Origin of the sequence: Sphingomonas sp. YR710 (genome assembly GCF_900101455.1) — a bacterium.
GTDB lineage: Bacteria > Pseudomonadota > Alphaproteobacteria > Sphingomonadales > Sphingomonadaceae > Rhizorhabdus.
Window position 1 is genome coordinate 41,343 of the sequence record NZ_FMZJ01000005.1, and the last position, 17,454, is coordinate 58,796.

General features: G+C 65.1%; 15 protein-coding genes. All 15 read left to right on the forward strand.

Annotated elements, in window-relative coordinates; all coding sequences use genetic code 11:
• Positions 1-281 precede the first annotated feature (281 nt).
• Genes BLS13_RS07525 through ftsA form a run of 15 tightly spaced genes read left to right on the forward strand, consistent with a single transcriptional unit; the run spans position 282 to position 17,367 of the window.
• The gene (locus tag BLS13_RS07525; RefSeq protein ID WP_093451358.1) at positions 282-806 is read left to right on the forward strand and encodes a division/cell wall cluster transcriptional repressor MraZ; all 525 of its coding nucleotides are present in this window, start codon (positions 282-284) and stop codon (positions 804-806) included.
• A complete protein-coding gene (gene rsmH, locus BLS13_RS07530; protein WP_093451083.1) occupies positions 803-1,774 on the forward strand; it encodes a 16S rRNA (cytosine(1402)-N(4))-methyltransferase RsmH in 972 nt (323 codons plus the stop codon). The genes BLS13_RS07525 and rsmH overlap by 4 nt, the downstream gene beginning before the upstream one ends.
• Entirely contained in the window at positions 1,771-2,520 is a 750-nt protein-coding gene (locus tag BLS13_RS07535) for a hypothetical protein (RefSeq protein ID WP_093451084.1), read from the forward strand. The genes rsmH and BLS13_RS07535 overlap by 4 nt, the downstream gene beginning before the upstream one ends.
• Positions 2,517-4,253 carry a peptidoglycan D,D-transpeptidase FtsI family protein gene (locus tag BLS13_RS07540; RefSeq protein ID WP_093451085.1) on the forward strand — a complete coding sequence of 579 codons (1,737 nt, stop codon included), beginning with the start codon at positions 2,517-2,519 and terminating at the stop codon, positions 4,251-4,253. Before BLS13_RS07535 ends, BLS13_RS07540 begins: the two co-directional genes overlap by 4 nt.
• Positions 4,240-5,670, forward strand: coding sequence for a UDP-N-acetylmuramoyl-L-alanyl-D-glutamate--2,6-diaminopimelate ligase (locus BLS13_RS07545; protein ID WP_093451087.1), 1,431 nt, complete (start codon positions 4,240-4,242; stop codon positions 5,668-5,670). Before BLS13_RS07540 ends, BLS13_RS07545 begins: the two co-directional genes overlap by 14 nt.
• Complete coding sequence (murF, locus tag BLS13_RS07550; protein ID WP_093451089.1) at positions 5,667-7,067, forward strand: UDP-N-acetylmuramoyl-tripeptide--D-alanyl-D-alanine ligase; 1,401 nt, start codon at positions 5,667-5,669, stop codon at positions 7,065-7,067. The genes BLS13_RS07545 and murF overlap by 4 nt, the downstream gene beginning before the upstream one ends.
• Positions 7,055-8,125, forward strand: coding sequence for a phospho-N-acetylmuramoyl-pentapeptide-transferase (mraY, locus tag BLS13_RS07555; protein ID WP_093451090.1), 1,071 nt, complete (start codon positions 7,055-7,057; stop codon positions 8,123-8,125). The genes murF and mraY overlap by 13 nt, the downstream gene beginning before the upstream one ends.
• Positions 8,122-9,510 carry a UDP-N-acetylmuramoyl-L-alanine--D-glutamate ligase gene (murD, locus tag BLS13_RS07560; RefSeq protein WP_093451092.1) on the forward strand — a complete coding sequence of 463 codons (1,389 nt, stop codon included), beginning with the start codon at positions 8,122-8,124 and terminating at the stop codon, positions 9,508-9,510. Before mraY ends, murD begins: the two co-directional genes overlap by 4 nt.
• Before the next feature lie 2 nt (positions 9,511-9,512).
• Positions 9,513-10,736 carry an FtsW/RodA/SpoVE family cell cycle protein gene (locus tag BLS13_RS07565; RefSeq protein ID WP_093451094.1) on the forward strand — a complete coding sequence of 408 codons (1,224 nt, stop codon included), beginning with the start codon at positions 9,513-9,515 and terminating at the stop codon, positions 10,734-10,736.
• Complete coding sequence (murG, locus tag BLS13_RS07570) at positions 10,733-11,893, forward strand: undecaprenyldiphospho-muramoylpentapeptide beta-N-acetylglucosaminyltransferase (protein ID WP_093451096.1); 1,161 nt, start codon at positions 10,733-10,735, stop codon at positions 11,891-11,893. The genes BLS13_RS07565 and murG overlap by 4 nt, the downstream gene beginning before the upstream one ends.
• Positions 11,890-13,305, forward strand: a complete 1,416-nt coding sequence (gene murC / locus BLS13_RS07575) for a UDP-N-acetylmuramate--L-alanine ligase (protein WP_093451097.1) — start codon at positions 11,890-11,892, stop codon at positions 13,303-13,305. The genes murG and murC overlap by 4 nt, the downstream gene beginning before the upstream one ends.
• Positions 13,302-14,216, forward strand: a complete 915-nt coding sequence (murB, locus tag BLS13_RS07580) for a UDP-N-acetylmuramate dehydrogenase (RefSeq protein ID WP_371128191.1) — start codon at positions 13,302-13,304, stop codon at positions 14,214-14,216. The genes murC and murB overlap by 4 nt, the downstream gene beginning before the upstream one ends.
• Positions 14,213-15,133 carry a D-alanine--D-alanine ligase gene (locus BLS13_RS07585; RefSeq protein WP_093451100.1) on the forward strand — a complete coding sequence of 307 codons (921 nt, stop codon included), beginning with the start codon at positions 14,213-14,215 and terminating at the stop codon, positions 15,131-15,133. Before murB ends, BLS13_RS07585 begins: the two co-directional genes overlap by 4 nt.
• Entirely contained in the window at positions 15,130-16,062 is a 933-nt protein-coding gene (locus BLS13_RS07590) for a cell division protein FtsQ/DivIB (RefSeq protein WP_093451102.1), read from the forward strand. Before BLS13_RS07585 ends, BLS13_RS07590 begins: the two co-directional genes overlap by 4 nt.
• Positions 16,063-16,104: 42 nt before the next feature.
• Positions 16,105-17,367, forward strand: coding sequence for a cell division protein FtsA (ftsA, locus tag BLS13_RS07595; RefSeq protein ID WP_093451103.1), 1,263 nt, complete (start codon positions 16,105-16,107; stop codon positions 17,365-17,367).
• Positions 17,368-17,454: the final 87 nt, after the last annotated feature.

Sequence of the window (17,454 nt, forward strand, 5' to 3'; positions counted from 1 at the left end):
CCAACACACTTATCCACAGGCTTTGCGGGGGCGTTTTCCGCGGAAAAGCGGGCTGCCAATGGTATGTGGTGTGGCGAAGTTCCATGCGTCGAATACGGTTATTCACAAGGTGAACCATAATATCCCCTGAATTCCCATGAATTCCCATTGAAAACCAAGCTGTGCAGCGATATGCCGTTGTGATGCAGTGGGGCAAGGATTCTGCCGTGACGCGCTGACGTCTTCATTGTCCGGACGGGCAGCGGTCGTGGTCAAACTCCTTGCTTTCGATGGGGTTTGCCGTGGCGTCGGGTGGTGCGATCTTCAATGACGTTCATGTGAACGGCGTAGACGCCAAGGGCCGCGTTTCGCTGCCTGCCGCGTTCCGCCAGACGATCGAAATTCGCTGCGCCAATGGCGAAGTTGCCACCGGTCTCGAAAAAACGCTGAAAATGGCCAGGCATCGCGAACTGCCGTGCATTGAAGTCTATGATGCGCGTCAGGTTTCCGAAGTCGAACAGAGCATGTTGCGCCGCGCGCAGAAAGAAGCGGACGAAACCGGCGAATTTGTCGACGATATCTATGAGCGCATGGAATATGCGGCATTCCCGTCGCGCAAGGATGTGACCTTCGACAGCGCTGGCCGGATGGTGTTGCCGCAGCGGTTGCGCGACAAATTGAAGATCGGTGACGATGCGGTATTCGTCGGCGGCGGCCGCACCTTCCGGATCTGGAGCCCCGAAGTGCTGCGCGCCGAGGGTGGCGAAGGGCCCGAGACAATCGAGGATATGGAAGACGCGCTCGCACGCCGCGGGGCGCGCGGATGACCGCGGCGGCTCTCCATATTCCGGTCCTGCTCGATGCGGTGATGGCGGGGCTCGCGCCCGTGCCCGGTGAAACCCACGTCGACGGCACGTTCGGCGCGGGTGGTTATACAAGGGCGCTGCTGGGCGCCGGCGTCCATGTGTTCGCCTTCGATCGCGATCCCGATGCGATTGCGGAAGGCCGGCCGATCGAGGCGGAGAGCCAGGGCGCGCTGATTTTGGTGCCCGAGCGCTTCTCGCGGATGCGCGAGGCGCTGGCCGAGCGCGGGGTTGAACAGGTTGATGGGGTGACGCTCGATATCGGCGTGTCGTCGATGCAGATCGATCGCGCCGAGCGCGGCTTTTCGTTCCAGGCCGATGGCCCGCTCGACATGCGGATGGAGCGGGCGGGCATGAGCGCGGCCGATTTCGTCAACATGGCCGATGAGGACGAGATCGCCAACGTCCTTTATCAGCTGGGCGATGAGCCGCGCTCGCGGCGGGTGGCGCGGGCAATCGTCGCGGCGCGGCCGATCACGCGCACGGGCGAGCTGGCCGATATCGTCCGCAAGGCGCTGGGCCACCGGCCGCATGAGAAGAAGGATCCTGCGACCCGCACCTTCCAGGCGATCCGCATTCATCTGAATGCCGAGCTGGAGGAACTGGAGCAGGGGTTGGCCGCGGCCGAGCATGTGCTGCGCCCGGGCGGTCGGCTGGCGGTGGTGTCCTTCCACTCGATCGAGGACCGGATCGTGAAACGCTTCCTGCGGGAACGCAGCGGCGCGACACCGGCGGGATCGCGCCATGCGCCGGATCGGGGTGACGCGGGGCCGAAGCCGAGCTTCGAAGCCGTCGCGAAGCCCGTACGGGCGGGCGAGCAAGAGGTGGCGCGCAATCCCCGCTCGCGATCGGCCACCTTGCGCGTCGCGCGACGCACGGGCGCTTCACCATGGGGCACATATCAACCACAAGACCAAGGACGTCAGGGATGATTGCGAACCGCTTTCGATCGGTCGGCTGGACAGGCTGTATCTGTGCGGCCGCATTATCCTTCTATCTGGTCTCCCAGACGGTAGCGACCAAGCGCGCCGAACTGGCGACGGTCGATCGACGCATCGGATCGACCGAGCGCGAAATACGCCAGCTCGAAACCGAAATCGGCACACGCGGCGGCATGGCGCAGATCGAGAATTGGAACAGCAGGGTCTATGGCCTGCAGGCACCCGGCGCCGCGCAGTTCGTGCATTCGACCACGCAACTCGTCGCCCTCGCCGATCCGCAGCCGCTTCAGCTTGATCCGGCGGTGGCGGCGCCGCGCCCAGAGGTGCAGCAGGCGAGCCTGACCACGGCTGTACCGGCACCGCGGGCGGCTCCCGCACCGGCGTCGGTGGCCGAGAGCGGACCGGCGCCGCAGCCGATGGTTCGGCAGGCGACCTTCGTTCAGGCCAGGCGCCAGGCATTGGCGGCCGGGAATGACGATATCCATCTCGCGTCGCAGCTGAGCGAAGCCGATCCGGTGTTCAGCAAGCCGGCGGTCAAAGCCATCGAACCGAAGCCCGCCAACAAGCCGGCGATCAAGGTCGTCGAGGCCGAAGCGAAGGGCAAGCCTCCGGTCAGGGAAGCCGAACCCAGGTCCAGGAGCAAGCCGCCGATCAAGCTGACCTCGCTCGACGACAAATGGCTTGCCGATGTGACGGGCGAACCTGCGACGAAGCACGGCCGCAAAGGACGGCCATGACGGCAGTCGCCGTAGCCTCGGCAACTTCCCAGGCGCGCGCGCGCGCCGTCGTCAAGACGAACGAAACGGTTCGCATCGCCCAGCACCGGCTGATGGTGCTGCTGATGCTGTTCGCGTTGATGACCGCGATCATCGGCGCCCGGTTGATGTGGCTGGCGGTCGTCGACGCGCCGGATCGTGGGCCGGCCGCCGCGCCGGCCGGGTTGCGCGCGGACATCACCGATCGCAATGGCGTGGTGTTGGCATCGACGATCAAGGGCTGGTCGATCGGCATCTTCCCGAAGAAGATCATCACCGATCGCAACAAGCTTGCCGCGGATCTCGCGCGGATCCTGCCGGCGAAGACCGAAGCCGAATATCGCAAGATAGTGTTCAGCAACAAGGGCTTCGTCTATCTCGAGCAGAATAGCGTGCCCGCGACCGTAGAAGCGGTCAACGCACTCGGAGAGCCCGCGATCCAGCTGGAGCGCGAGCCGGAACGCTTCTATCCGCAGGGCACGATGGCAAGCCAGGTGATCGGCTATATCGAGCCGGGCGGTGAGAAGCTGAGCGGGATGGAAGCCTATCTGTCGAAGCAGCTGACCGATCCCGCGCGGCACGGCGCCCCGGTTGCACTGTCGATCGACAGCCGCGTCCAGGCGGCGATGGAGAGCGCGTTGGGCCTGCAGATGGCCAAACATTCGGCCGTGGGCGCGGCCGGCATCGTTCTCGACGTCAAGACCGGCGAAATTTTGGCGATGACGTCACTGCCCAATTTCAATCCCAACGCGCCGGGCCAGGCGCCGGTCAGCGCGGACAATACGCAGCCCGATGCGCGCTATAATCGTTCGGTCAGTTCGGTGTTCGAGCTCGGATCGATCTTCAAGATGATCACGGTCGCCAATGCGATCGAGCATGGCGTGATCAACAATATGGGGCAACGCTACGACGCGACCGCGCCGCTGCATGTCGGCGGCTTCCCGATCCATGACGATCATCCGCAGAACCGCTGGCTGACGGTGCCCGAAATCCTGATCTATTCGAGCAACATCGGCACCGCGCGTATTGCCGACGAACTCGGTCAGGCCCGTACCGCATCCTTCTTCCGCCAGCTCGGTTTCGATCGCCCGGTCAACCTTGAACTCGGCGCGCGCGCGCATCCGCTGTGGCCGGGCTTCTGGGCGCGGACGACGGTGATGACGGTGGCATATGGCCATGGCATCGCGGTCAGCCAGCTCCATCTCGCGAATGCCTATGCGGCTCTGGTCAATGGCGGGATCCTGCATCAGGCGACTTTGATCAAGCGCCCGCCCGGTGAGGTGCCGGGTACGCGGATCGTCTCCGAGGCGACGAGCGCGCGGATGCGGCAACTGATGCGATTGGTCGTGACGATGGGCACCGGCAAGAAGGCATCGGCGCCGGGGCTGCGCGTCGGCGGCAAGACCGGTACGGCCGAGAAGAATATTCATGGCCATTATATCGGCAACTCGCTGGTGACCACCTTTGCCGCGGTCTTCCCGATGGATGCGCCGCGTTATGTGGTGATCGCGACGCTCGACGAACCCAAGGGGATTCCCGAAACGTTCGGGCTGCGCACGGCCGCCTGGACGGTGGCGCCGGCGGTACGCTCGGTCATTTCGCGAATCGGGCCATTGCTCGGCATCATCCCGGAAGAGGGCCGCGACGTCGATGTGTCCGACCTGATGCCGTACGTTCAGCAACCAGACGATAAGCCAGGCCATGTGGCTGAATGATCTGATCCCTTCCGAACTGGCCGGCGATGCCGGCCGCACGCGGATCACCGGGTTCGCGATCGATCACCGCAAGGTCGCGCCGGGCACGATCTTTGGTGCCTTTCGCGGCAGCCGCGTCAACGGCGAGGATTATATAGACCAGGCGATCGCATCGGGCGCCGCCGCGATCGTCGCCGCGCCCGACGCGAAGGTCGTCGGCGCTCCGCACATCGCCGATACCGAACCGCGCCGGGCCTTCGCGGCGCTGGCGGCGCGCTTCTTCGCGCCATTTCCCGACACCGTGGTTGCCGTCACCGGCACCAATGGCAAGACATCGACCGTCGAATTGACGCGGCAATTGTGGGGCATGGCCGGTTATCATGCGGCGTCGATCGGCACGCTCGGCGTCACCACCGCCCATGATCAGGTCTCGACCGGTCTCACAACCCCGGACGTCGTCACCTTCCTGTCCAATATGGCCGGGTTGCGCCGGGAAGGCGTGACGCATGCCGCGTTCGAGGCGTCGAGCCATGGTCTGTCGCAATATCGCACCGAAGGGCTGCCGGTGCGGGCGGCGGCGTTCACCAATCTCAGCCGCGATCATCTTGATTATCACGGCACGATGGAAAGCTATTTCGACGCCAAGATGCGCCTGTTCACCGAGGTCGTGGACGATGGTGGCGCGGCCGTGATCTGGGCCGATGATCTGATGTCGGACAAGGTGATCGCGATCGCGAAGGCACGCGGCCTGCAGCTGCATACCGTCGGCGAGATGGGCGAGGCCATCCGCTTGCTCGATCGTCAGCCGACCGCGCTCGGCCAGAAGCTGACGATCGCGGTGGACGGCAAGCCGCGGACGATCACGCTGCCGTTGATCGGTGCCTATCAGGCCGCCAATGCCCTGGTGTCGGCGGCACTGGTGATCGCCACCGGCGGCGGCGTCGATCGTACGTTATCGGATCTTCAGCGGGTTGCGCCGGTTCGTGGCCGCCTCGAGCGCGCGGTAATCACATCGAGCGGCGCACCGGTCTATGTCGACTATGCCCACACCCCCGACGGGCTGGATGCGGCGATCCAGGCGTTGCGGCCGCACGCGCGCGACCGGCTGATCGTCATATTCGGTGCGGGCGGCGATCGTGACACCGGCAAGCGACCGCTGATGGGCGATGTGGCCGTGCGCCTGGGTGATCTGGTGATCGTTACCGACGATAATCCGCGCAGCGAGGATCCCGCAGCAATCCGTCGCGATGTGCTCGCTGGCGCGATCGGCGCGATCGAAATCGGCAGTCGCCGTGATGCGATCGCTGCCGGCGTTGCCGAAGCCGGCCCGGGCGATATCGTGCTGATCGCCGGCAAGGGCCATGAGCAGGGGCAGATCGTCGGCGATCGCATCCTGCCGTTCGATGACGTCACCGTGGCGAGGGAGTGCGCGGTATGACCCCGCTGTGGACCGCCTTCGATATTGCCGCCGCCGTCGACGGGGAGGTGCACGGTGCCTTCGACGCCAATGGCGTCGCATTCGATTCGCGTGAGGTAGGGCCGGGCGATCTGTTCATCGCGCTCAGGGGCGAGGCAACCGATGGCCACCGTTTCCTCGATCGGGCCTTTGCGGCCGGCGCGGCGGGTGCGATCGTGTCGGACGCATGTTCCGGGCCGCATGTGCGCGTCGAGGATACCGCGGATTCGCTGATCGCGCTTGGCATTGCGGCCCGCAAGCGGATGAAGGGCAAGGTGATCGGCGTCACCGGCTCGGTCGGGAAGACGGGAACCAAGGAGGCCCTGTTCGCCTGTCTCGATCGCGGCCTTCGCGGCGGGGTGCACCGCTCGGTGAAAAGCTACAACAACCATACGGGTGTGCCGCTGAGCCTCGCGCGGATGCCGGCGGACAGCCGTATCGGCATTTTCGAAATGGGCATGAACCATGCGGGCGAGCTGGCGGCGCTGACCCGGCTCGTGCGGCCGCATGTCGCGATCGTCACCGCGATCGCGCCGGCGCACAGCGCCTATTTCGCCAATGAAGAGGCCATTGCCGACGCGAAGGGCGAGATTTTCGAAGGGCTGGAGCCGGGCGGGATCGCGATCCTGCCCGAAGACAGCCCCCATCGCGATCGATTGATCGCGGCCGCGCGGCCTTATGCATCGAAGATCGTCACATTCGGAACCAGCGAGGATGCCGACGTCCATGTCCAGGATGTCGTGCCGCTCGATGAAGGCACATTGGTATCGCTGATTCTGCCCGATCGCGAACTGACCTTCACGATCGCGGCGCCGGGCCAGCATTGGGTGTCGAATGCAATGGCGGTGGTCGCCGCGGTCTGGGCGGTCGGCGGAGATCTGGCCGCGGCGGGGCTTGCCTTTGCCGAGATGGAAGGCCTCGCCGGACGCGGTTTGCGCAGCCGCGTGCCGGTGCGGGATGGCGAAGCTCTGCTGATCGACGAAAGCTACAATGCCAATCCGGTATCGATGGCCGCGACGATCCGGATGCTGGGCGAGCAAAAGGCCGTGCGCAAGGTCGCCATCCTGGGCGAAATGCGCGAACTTGGCGTACGCTCGCCCGAATATCATGCCGATCTTGTCGGGCCGCTGCGCGCGGCCGGCGTCGATTTCGCTCTGCTCGTCGGATCGGAGATGAGGCCGCTTGCAAATGCGCTTGAGGGGCGGATCGATTTCGCGCATGTGCCCGACGCCGAAGCGGCGATCGCGGCCCTGCCGGGCGCGATTGCCCCTGGCGATGCCATATTGATCAAGGGATCGAACGCGATCGGGCTCTCCCGCCTCGTCGAGCAACTGCGCTCGGGGGCGCTGGCGGGCGGAAGGACGACATGCTCTATTTGATTGCCGATCAGCTCGGATTTCCGGGGCTGTTGAATCTTATCCGCTATATTACGTTCCGTGCCGGGGCGGCGGCGATGACGGCCTTGTTCATCGGGCTGATCATCGGCCCGAAGTTCATCGGCTGGTTGCGCACGCGCCAGGGCAAGGGGCAGCCCATTCGCGCCGATGGCCCACAGACCCACCTCAAGAAGGTCGGCACGCCGACAATGGGCGGGCTGATGATCCTGATCGCGGTCACTTCGTCGGTGCTGCTGTGGATGGATCTCAGCAACCGCTACACCTGGGCGTGCATCTTCGTGATGCTGGGTTTCGGCCTGATCGGATTCATGGACGATTATGACAAGGTCAAGAAGCGCAGCCACAAGGGCGTATCCGGCCGGGTTCGCCTGCTGTTCGAGTTCCTGATCGCAGGGGCGGCAAGCTGGCTGATCGTCTCGGGCAACAGCACCGAGCTTTATGTGCCCTTCTATAACGGTGCGGTGATCAATCTCGGGCCGTTCTACATCCTGTTCGCGGCATTCGTGATCGTCGCATTCGGCAATGCGGTGAACCTGACCGACGGGCTCGATGGCCTCGCGATCATGCCGGTCGTGATCGCCAGCCTCGCCTTCTTCGTAATCACCTATCTCGTCGGCAACGCCAAATTCGCGCATTATCTCGGCATTCCACACGTCGCCGGCGCCGGCGACATGACGATCCTCACCGCGGCGATCATCGGCGGCGGCCTGGCCTTTCTGTGGTTCAACGCGCCGCCGGCGGCCGTGTTCATGGGCGATACCGGCAGCCTGGCTTTGGGCGGTGCGCTCGGCACGATCTCGGTCGTCGCGCATCACGAGATCGTGCTCGCGATCGTCGGCGGTCTCTTCGTGATGGAGACGGTGTCGGTGGTGCTGCAGGTGTTCTTCTACAAGCGGACCGGCAAGCGGATCTTCCGCATGGCGCCGATCCACCATCATTTCGAACAGCTCGGCTGGAGCGAACCGACGGTGGTGATCCGGTTCTGGATCATCAGCTTCGTGCTGGCGCTGGCCGGCCTTGCGACCCTGAAGCTGCGGTGATCACGGCACGCGCCTTTTCCGGGAAACATTATGCCGTCCTGGGCCTTGCGCGCTCGGGGCTGGCGACGGTCGACGCGCTGCTGGCATCGGGCGCGAAGGTGACGGCGTGGGACGGGAATGCGGCGGCGCGGGCTAAAGTCTTGGAAAAGCCCCTCCCCTTCAGGGGAGGGGTTGGGGTGGGGCAGTCGAGTGCAGCGCCCGGAACTCCCGAGTTGTCCTTGGTCGCCGGCCCCACCCCAACCCCTCCCCTGAAGGGGAGGGGCTTAGAATTGGCCGATCCGCTGGAAATCGACCTCACCGGCTTCGCGGCCGTCGTCGTCTCCCCTGGCGTGCCGCTCAACAAGCATCCGATCGCGGCCTACGCGAAGTCGTTCGGTGTGCCCGTCATCGGCGACATAGAACTGTTCGCCCAGGCGCGCCCCGATCTGCCGTCGCACAAGGTGGTCGGCATCACCGGCACCAACGGCAAGTCGACCACCACCGCTCTGATCCACCACATTATCGAGACGGCCGGCATCCCGACCCTGATGGGCGGCAATATCGGCCTGCCGATCATGGGCCGCGATCCGCTGCCCGAAGGCGGCATCTATGTGCTCGAACTGTCGAGCTACCAGATCGATTTGACCTTCAGCCTCGATTGCGACGTCGCGGTGCTGACCAACATCACGCCTGATCATCTCGATCGCTACGACGGCTTTGCCGGATATGCGGCGTCGAAAGAGCGGCTGTTTGCGATGCAGTCGGCCGGTCATGCCGCGATCATTGCGGTCGAGGACGAGCCGAGCCGGGCGATCGCCGGCCGCATCCCCGATGTGATCGCGGTGCGATCGAGCGAGGTTGGCGATCAATCGGCCTGGCCTGCCCTGCAGGGGCCGCATAATGCCCAGAACGCGGTGATCGCCATCGCTGTGGCTCGCGCGCTCGGCATCGCCGAAGACGCGATTGCCCGTGGCCTTGCCACCTACACCAGTTTGCCGCACCGCATGCAGAGGATCGCCGAAAAGAACGGCGTGCTGTTCGTCAACGACAGCAAGGCCACCAACGCCACGGCGACGGCCCCGGCGCTCGCCGCTTACCCGGCGGTGCACTGGATTCTCGGCGGGCTCCCCAAATCGGACGATCTCGACGACTGCGCATCGCATTTCGATCATGTCCGCGCGGCCTATACGATCGGGCAGGCCGGGCCGATGTTCGCGACCATCCTGCGCGCGGCCGGCAAGCCGGTGACCGAGAGCGGCACGCTAGCGCAGGCCGTAAAGGACGCGGCGGCGGCGGCAAAGCCGGGCGAAGTCGTCATGCTGTCGCCGGCTTGCGCCTCTTTCGATCAGTTCAGCGACTATGAGGCACGCGGCGACGCATTTCGCGCAAGCGTGGAGGCGCTTTGACTATGCTGGGGGCAGTGGCGCAACTCGACCAGATCATTCCGCGCAAGAAGAAGAAAGTCGCCCGGCGTTCGCGCTTCGGGCGCGGCAAGAACACGCCCATCGCGCGCTGGTTCTGGGAGATCGATCGCGTCCTGCTGCTGCTGGTGACGATGCTGATCGGCATCGGGCTGATCGCGGTTGCCGCCGCCTCGCCGGCCGCCGGCGTGCGCTATTCGGGCGGTGCGGTGACGGTCGCGGCGCGGCATTATTTCTGGATGCAACTTGCCTGGACGCTGATCGCGACGCCGGTGATGGTCGGTGTGTCGATGCTGCCGCAGGCGGTCGCGCGCCGGATGGCGCTGGTGGGGGCGGCGATCTTCTTCGCGCTGCTGGCGCTCGTGCCGTTGGTGGGCAGCGCAGCCAATGGCGCGACCCGATGGATCGCTCTGGGGCCGATCAAGATCCAGCCGTCGGAATTCCTCAAGCCGATGTTCGCGGTCGGGATCGCCTGGCTGTTCTCGCTCCGGACGAAGAATCCGGGGCTGCCATTCACCTGGATCTCGGTCGGCATCGTCGGCGCGATCGCAGGCTTGTTGATGATGCAGCCCGATTTCGGGCAGACGGTGATCTTCGTATCGGTGTGGATCGTGCTGCTGATGCTGTCGGGCGCGTCGCTCAAGATGCTGGGCATGCTCGGCAGCGGCGGCCTCGGCGCGATCGTGATGGCCTATTTCTTCTATTCGGTGGCGCGCGAGCGGATCGACAAATTCCTGTTCAAGCAGGGCGACACCTACCAGATGGATCGCGCCCATGCGACGCTCACCAATGGCGGGCTGATCGGCACCGGGCCCGGCGCCGGTACGCAGAAGTTCACTTTGCCCGAACCGCACACCGATTATATCTTCTCGGTGATCGGCGAGGAATTCGGGCTGATCGCCTGCTTTGCGATCGCCTGCCTCTATCTGGCGATCGTCGCGCGCGTATGTGTTCGCCTGCTGCGCGAGGAGGATGATTTCCTGCTGCTGGCATCGGCCGGTTTGGTGTCGCAATTCGGGCTCCAGGCCCTGATCAACATGATGGTCAATGTCGGGCTCGCACCGTCGAAGGGCATGACCCTGCCGTTCATCAGCTATGGCGGCTCGTCGATGATCGCCCTGTCGATCGGTTTTGGCCTGCTGCTCGCCTTCACCCGCGAAAACCCGCACCTCAAGGAGGCGAGCTACACGGTTCGCTGGAACGGCCGATGAGCGTCGTGCGCCATTTCGTCGTCGCCGCCGGCGGCACCGGCGGCCATATGGTGCCGGCGCACGCCTTGGCGGCGGAACTGATCCGCCGCGGGCACCGCGTCGCTTTGGTGACCGACGAGCGGGGCGCGCGCATTCCGGGCCTGTTCGATGGCGTACAGACCCATGTCATTCCCGCCGGCCGATTGGGCCGCAACCCGCGCCAGCTGTGGCAGGCGCTGCAGGCGATCCGCGCCGGCACGGCGATGTCGCGGCGGTTGTACGAGACCTTTGATCCCGCCGCCGTCGTCGGCTTCGGCGGTTATCCTGCACTGCCGGCGCTTCGGGCGGCGTTCAAGGATCGCGTTCCGACGGTGATCCACGAACAGAATGCCGTGCTCGGCCGGGTCAACCGGCTGGTCGCGGGCAAGGTGGGCGCGATCGCGACCGCCTATCCCGATGTCCAGCGGCTCAATCCCAAATATGCGGCCAAGGTCCATCTGGTCGGCAATCCGGTGCGCGATGTCGTCAAGGAAATCCGCGAGCAGCCGTTCCCGGATATTTCGGATGACGGCATCTTCCGTGTGCTGGTGACCGGCGGCAGCCAGGGCGCGAGCATCCTGTCCGATGTCGTGCCCGATGGGCTGGCCCTGCTCCCGCTCACCTTCCGTCGCCGCTTGCAGGTGACGCAGCAGTGCCGGCCCGAAGATATCGAGACGGTCCGCAGCAAATATAAGGTGCTCGGTATTCCGGCCGATCTCGCCACCTATTTCACCGACCTTCCTGAACGGCTCGCCTGGGCGCATCTCGTGATTGCGCGCGCCGGCGCTTCGACGATCGCCGATCTGACGGTCGCTGGCCGGCCGGCGATCCTGATTCCGCTTCCATCGGCTGCCGACGATCATCAAACGGCGAATGCCAGGGAACTCGCGGCGGTCGGTGGCGCGCGGTCGATCGCGCAATCGCGCTTCACCCCGTTCGAACTCGCCAAGCAGATGCAGAAGCTCGCACTCGATCCGAAAGCGTTGCTCAATGCGGCGCGGCGGTCGTTCGGTGTCGGCCGGCCTAACGCCGCCGAGGATCTGGCCGATCTGGTCGAAGGTATCGGCCGCCAACCGCTCATGGACCCCATCCCTGTGGAAAATCTGGAATTGAGACCGTTGAAAGGCGCATTCGCATGAAGGGTGTCGCGATCGACATCGGCACGATCCACTTCATCGGCATCGGCGGCATCGGCATGTCCGGTATCGCGGAGGTGATGCATAATCTGGGTTACAAGGTGCAGGGCTCCGACGTCGCCGAAGGCTATGTCGTCGAGGGGCTGCGCGCCAAGGGCATCAAGGTGATGATCGGCCACAAGGCCGAAAATCTGGGCGATGCCGCGGTGGTGGTGACATCGACCGCGATCAAGCGCGGCAATCCCGAGGTCGAACTCGCGCTGGAGAAGCGCGTGCCCGTCGTCCGCCGCGCCGAGATGCTGGCCGAGCTGATGCGGCTCAAGTCGACGGTCGCGATCGCAGGCACCCATGGCAAGACCACGACGACGTCGATGGTGGCGGCCTTGCTCGATGCCGGCGGGGTCGATCCGACCGTGATCAACGGCGGCATCATCAACAGTTACGGATCCAACGCCCGGCTGGGCGCGTCCGACTGGATGGTGGTGGAGGCCGATGAGAGCGACGGCAGCTTCCTGCGGCTCGACGGCACGATCGCGGTCGTTACCAATATCGATCCCGAGCATCTCGATCATTATGGATCGTTCGATAAGGTGAAGGACAGCTTCGTCGAGTTCGTCGAGAATGTGCCCTTCTATGGCGCGGCGTTGCTGTGCATCGATCATCCCGAAGTGCAGGCCATCATCCCGCGCGTGCGCGATCGCAAGGTCGTGACCTATGGTTTCTCGGCGCAGGCCGATGTGCGCGGTGACGCAGTGACGCCGATTCCCGGTGGCAACCGCTTCGATGCGGTCATCCGTGATCGCAACGGCAGCAGTCGGCGGATTACGGGCATCACCATGCCGATGCCCGGCCGCCACAATGTCCAGAATGCGCTGGCCGCGATCGGCGTCGCGCTGGAAATGGGCATTTCCGACGATATCATCGCCAACGGCTTTTCCAAATTCGGGGGCGTCAAGCGCCGCTTCACCGATGTCGGCACTGTGGATGGCGCGACGATCATCGACGATTATGGCCACCATCCGGTCGAAATCCGCGCAGTGCTCGCCGCCGCGCGCGAAGGCGCCAAAGCGCGCGTGATCGCGGTCGTCCAGCCCCACCGCTTCACCCGGTTGCGCGATCTGATGACCGAGTTCCAGACGGCGTTCAACGATGCCGACATCGTCTATGTCGCGCCGGTTTATGCGGCGGGCGAGGCGCCGATCGAGGGCATCGATGCGGCGGCTTTGGTCGCCGGGCTCAAGCAGCGCGGGCACCGGGCGGCGCAGGTGATTGCGGGGCAGGATGCGTTGGCGGAAGCACTCGCCGATACGGTTCAGGCTGACGACATGGTGATCTGCCTCGGCGCGGGCGACATTACCAAATGGGCCGCCAATCTGGCGGGCGCGATCGGCAAGATCCGGGAGGGCGCGGCGTGAGCCAGCAGGCCCCGATCGACATCAGGACGGTTCCTGCGGCGCGGGGCGCCGTGGAGGCGCATGCCAGCCTTGCCGAATTCATCTGGTTTCGCACCGGTGGGGATGCGGAATGGCTGTTCCGTCCGGCTGATCGGGCCGATCTGTCCGACTTCCTCAAAACCCTCGATCCCGCGACGCCGCTGTTTCCGATCGGGGTCGGATCGAATCTGATCGTCCGCGACGGAGGCCTGCCCGGGGTGACGGTCCGCTTGCCCAAGAGCTTCGCCAAAGTGTCGATCGAGCCAGGCAACCGCGTCCGCGCCGGTGCCGCTGCGATGGGCATCACCGTGGCCAGCGCCGCGCGCGATGCCGGGATCGCCGGCCTCGAATTTCTGCGCGGTATTCCCGGTACGGTCGGCGGTGCGGTACGGATGAACGCTGGTGCTTATGGCCGCGATGCATCGGATATCCTGATCGCGGTCACCCTCGTGATGCGCGACGGCGCGATCGAGACGTGGCCGGCGGCCCGGCTCGGCTACAGCTATCGCCATTCCGAACTTCCCGAAGGCGCGGTCGTGATCGAGGCGCTGTTCGAAGGCTCGCCGGGCGACGTGCAGGCGATCGGCGCCGAGATGGACCGCATCGCCGCCGAACGCGAAGCGAGCCAGCCATTGCGCAGCCGCACCGGCGGCTCGACCTTCAAAAATCCCGAAGGCCGCAAGGCATGGCAGCTCATCGATGACGCCGGTTGCCGCGGCTTGCGGCGGGGCGACGCTCAGGTTTCCGAGAAGCATTGCAACTTCCTGCTCAACCTCGGCCACGCCACGTCGGCCGATATCGAGGCTCTTGGCGAAGAGGTACGGGTACGGGTGAAGGCGCAGTCTGGGGTCGAACTCGAATGGGAAATCCAGCGGGTGGGGGTGGCGGCATGACCACCCCCCTCCACGTCGCGGTCCTGATGGGCGGATGGTCGGCCGAGCGCGAAGTCTCGCTCACCAGCGGAAACGGGGTCGCCGATGCGCTCGAAACGCTCGGGCACAAGGTTACCCGCATCGACATGGGCCGCGATGTCGCGTTGCGGCTGGCCGAGGCGAAGCCCGATGTCGTGTTCAATGCGCTCCACGGTACGCCCGGCGAGGATGGCACCGTGCAGGGCATGCTCGATCTGATGGGGCTGAAATATACGCATAGCGGGCTTACCACATCGGTGATCGCGATCGACAAGCAACTCACCAAGCAGGCGCTCGTCCCGCACGGCATCCGAATGCCGTTGGGTACCGTCGTGAAGAGCGAGAGCCTCCACGATCGCGATCCGATCCCCAGGCCCTATGTGCTGAAGCCGATCAACGAAGGATCGTCGGTCGGCGTCGCGATCGTCACCGAAAGCGGCAATTGCGGCCATCCGATTGCGCGTGACGCACATGGCCCATGGCAGGTTTTCGAAACTTTGCTGGCCGAGCCGTTCATTCGGGGCCGCGAATTGACCGTCGCCGTGCTCGGCGATCGCGCGCTCGCGGTCACCGAACTGGTGCCGAACAGCGGCTTCTATGACTATGAGGCGAAATATACCGATGGGCTGACGACCCATATCTGCCCGGCGGAGATCCCCGATCATATCGCGCGGACGGCGATGCAGATGGCGCTGGATGCGCATCATCTGCTGGGGTGCCGTGGTACGTCGCGATCCGATTTCCGCTGGGATGATGAGCGCGGCGAGGCCGGGCTCTATCTGCTGGAGGTCAACACCCAGCCCGGCATGACACCGCTCAGCCTCGTGCCCGAGCAGGCCCGCTATATCGGCATGAGCTATGCCGAACTCGTCCAGGCGATCATCGAGGAAGCCTTATGAGCAGCGTAGCGAAGATCCGGAAAGGCTCATCTGGTGCCGATCGGCGCAAGCGCCCCGATGCGGGTGCCGCGCGGCGGGCCCCGGCCAAAAGGCGACCGAACATATTCGATCGGGCGATCGCGCAGGTTCCGATCCGGCGCGAGACGCTGCGCCGCGCCGGCAACTGGCTGCTCGGCGGGGCGATCAGCGCGGGGTTGGTTGTGGGTGTCTTCGCGATGGGCATTCCGCAGATGGCGGCGGCGGCGCTGGCCGAGGGGATCGGCCATGCCGGTTTCGCGGTCCGCAATGTCGAGATCCTCAATCGGCACCGGGCCGACGCCGATGTCGTCTATGATATCGCGATGAGCCAGAAATCGCGCGCGATGCCGCTGGTCGATCTGGCCGGGACGCGGGCCGAACTGATGAAGCTCGGCTGGATCGCCGATGCCCGCGTCTCGCGCCGTCTGCCCGATACATTGGTCGTCGATATCGTCGAGCGGGTGCCGGCGGCGATCTGGCAATATGAGCATCGGTTGGCGCTGATCGACAAGGATGGCGTCGTGATTGCCCCCGTCGACGATCGTTCGATGCCCGATCTGCCGGTGGTCGTCGGCCCCGGCGCGAACCGCAGGGCGACGCAGCTCGCGGCGCTCCTCAACGGCACGCCGTCGCTCAAGCCGTTGATCACCGCCGCCAGCTGGCAAGGCGATCGGCGCTGGGACATCATATTCCAATCGGGCGAGACGCTGAAACTGCCCGAAGGCGATGCCGAAGCGGCAAAGGCGCTCACTTATTTCGCGAGCGAGGATCGCCGCGTGCGCCTGCTCGGTAAGGGGCTGGTGAGCTTCGACATGCGGGATCCGTCCCGGATCGTGGTGCGTGTGTCGCGCGAGCCGGGCAGCAAGATCGAACCGCCAATTACGGCGCCGACGGCAAAGGCGGTGGTATGATCCGGCAGCAATATTTCACGGCGGCACAGGAAAGGATCGACGATGGCGCAGCCTAAACCCGAATCGCTGATCACGGCCCTCGATATCGGATCTTCCAAGGTTTCCGCGCTGATCGCACGGACCAACGACGGGGGCGATCTCGAAGTGCTTGGCACCGGCCAGCGCGAGAGCCGGGGCGTCCGCCGCGGCTATATCGCCGATATGGAGGGCACCGAGGCCGCGATCCGCGAGGCGGTCGAGCAGGCCGAAACGATCGCGCGCACCAATATCGATCATGTCTGGGTAAGCTTTTCGGCCGGTGGGCTGATCAGCGATGTCGCATCGGTCGAGGTCGATCTGGGGGGCGTACAGGTCGAGCAGGCCGATATCGACGAACTGCTCAAGCAGGGGCGGCGGTCGCTGAGCCCCGAAGGCCGGATGGTGCTGCACGCGCAGCCGACGCTCTACACGCTGGACGGGCTGACCGGGGTCAAGAACCCGCTGGGGCTGCACGCCGATCGGCTTGGCGTCGAGATTCACGTGGTTGCGGCCGAACCGTCACCGGTCCGCAATCTCGCCTTGTGCGTGCGGTCGGCGCATCTCGGGGTCAAGTCGATCGTGGCGTCGCCGATCGCTGCCGGAGCATCGTGCCTCACCGAGGAGGATCGCGAGATGGGGATCGCGCTTGTCGAAATGGGGGCGGGTGTCACCAATGTCTCGCTGTTCGCGGGCGGGCTGCTGGTCGGGCTGACTTCGCTGCCGATGGGCGGTGCCGATATCACCGACGATATCGCATCGGCCTTCAGCATCCGCCGCGCGCAGGCCGAACGTCTCAAATGCTTCCATGGCTCGGCGCAGAACAGCCCGCGTGACAATCATGAGATGATCGACATCGGCACGGCCGAGGATAGCGAAAATGGCGTCGATCCGCCCCGGATCAGCCGCGCTCAGCTGATCCAGGTGATCCGCCAGCGGCTCGATCACTGGATGGATGCGGTCGCGAAGGCGCTCACCGAACTCGGCTATGTCGGGCCGGTCGGGCGGCAGGTGGTGTTGACCGGGGGCGGGGCCGAACTCAAGGGCATCGCCGATTATGCGCAAGGGGTGCTGGGCCGCACCGTTCGGGTCGGCCGTCCGCGCGGGTTGATCGGCTTGCCCGACGCGCATAGCGGACCCGCTTTTGCGACGCTGGCCGGTCTCGCGCAGATCGCGGCCAGCAACCCGATCGACCTCCGCCAGATCGCGGTCGATCAGCAGACGGTGCACAGAACGGCGCCCGCCAATTTCGTCCGGCGGCTCTATGCCGCATTCAGAAGCGGTTATTAATGATTATGCCGCCGATATTTGCGCCAAATGGGACGTTAACCTTGAAAATTGATCTGTCCCACACTTTTCGCGTGATTCGGCGATTCG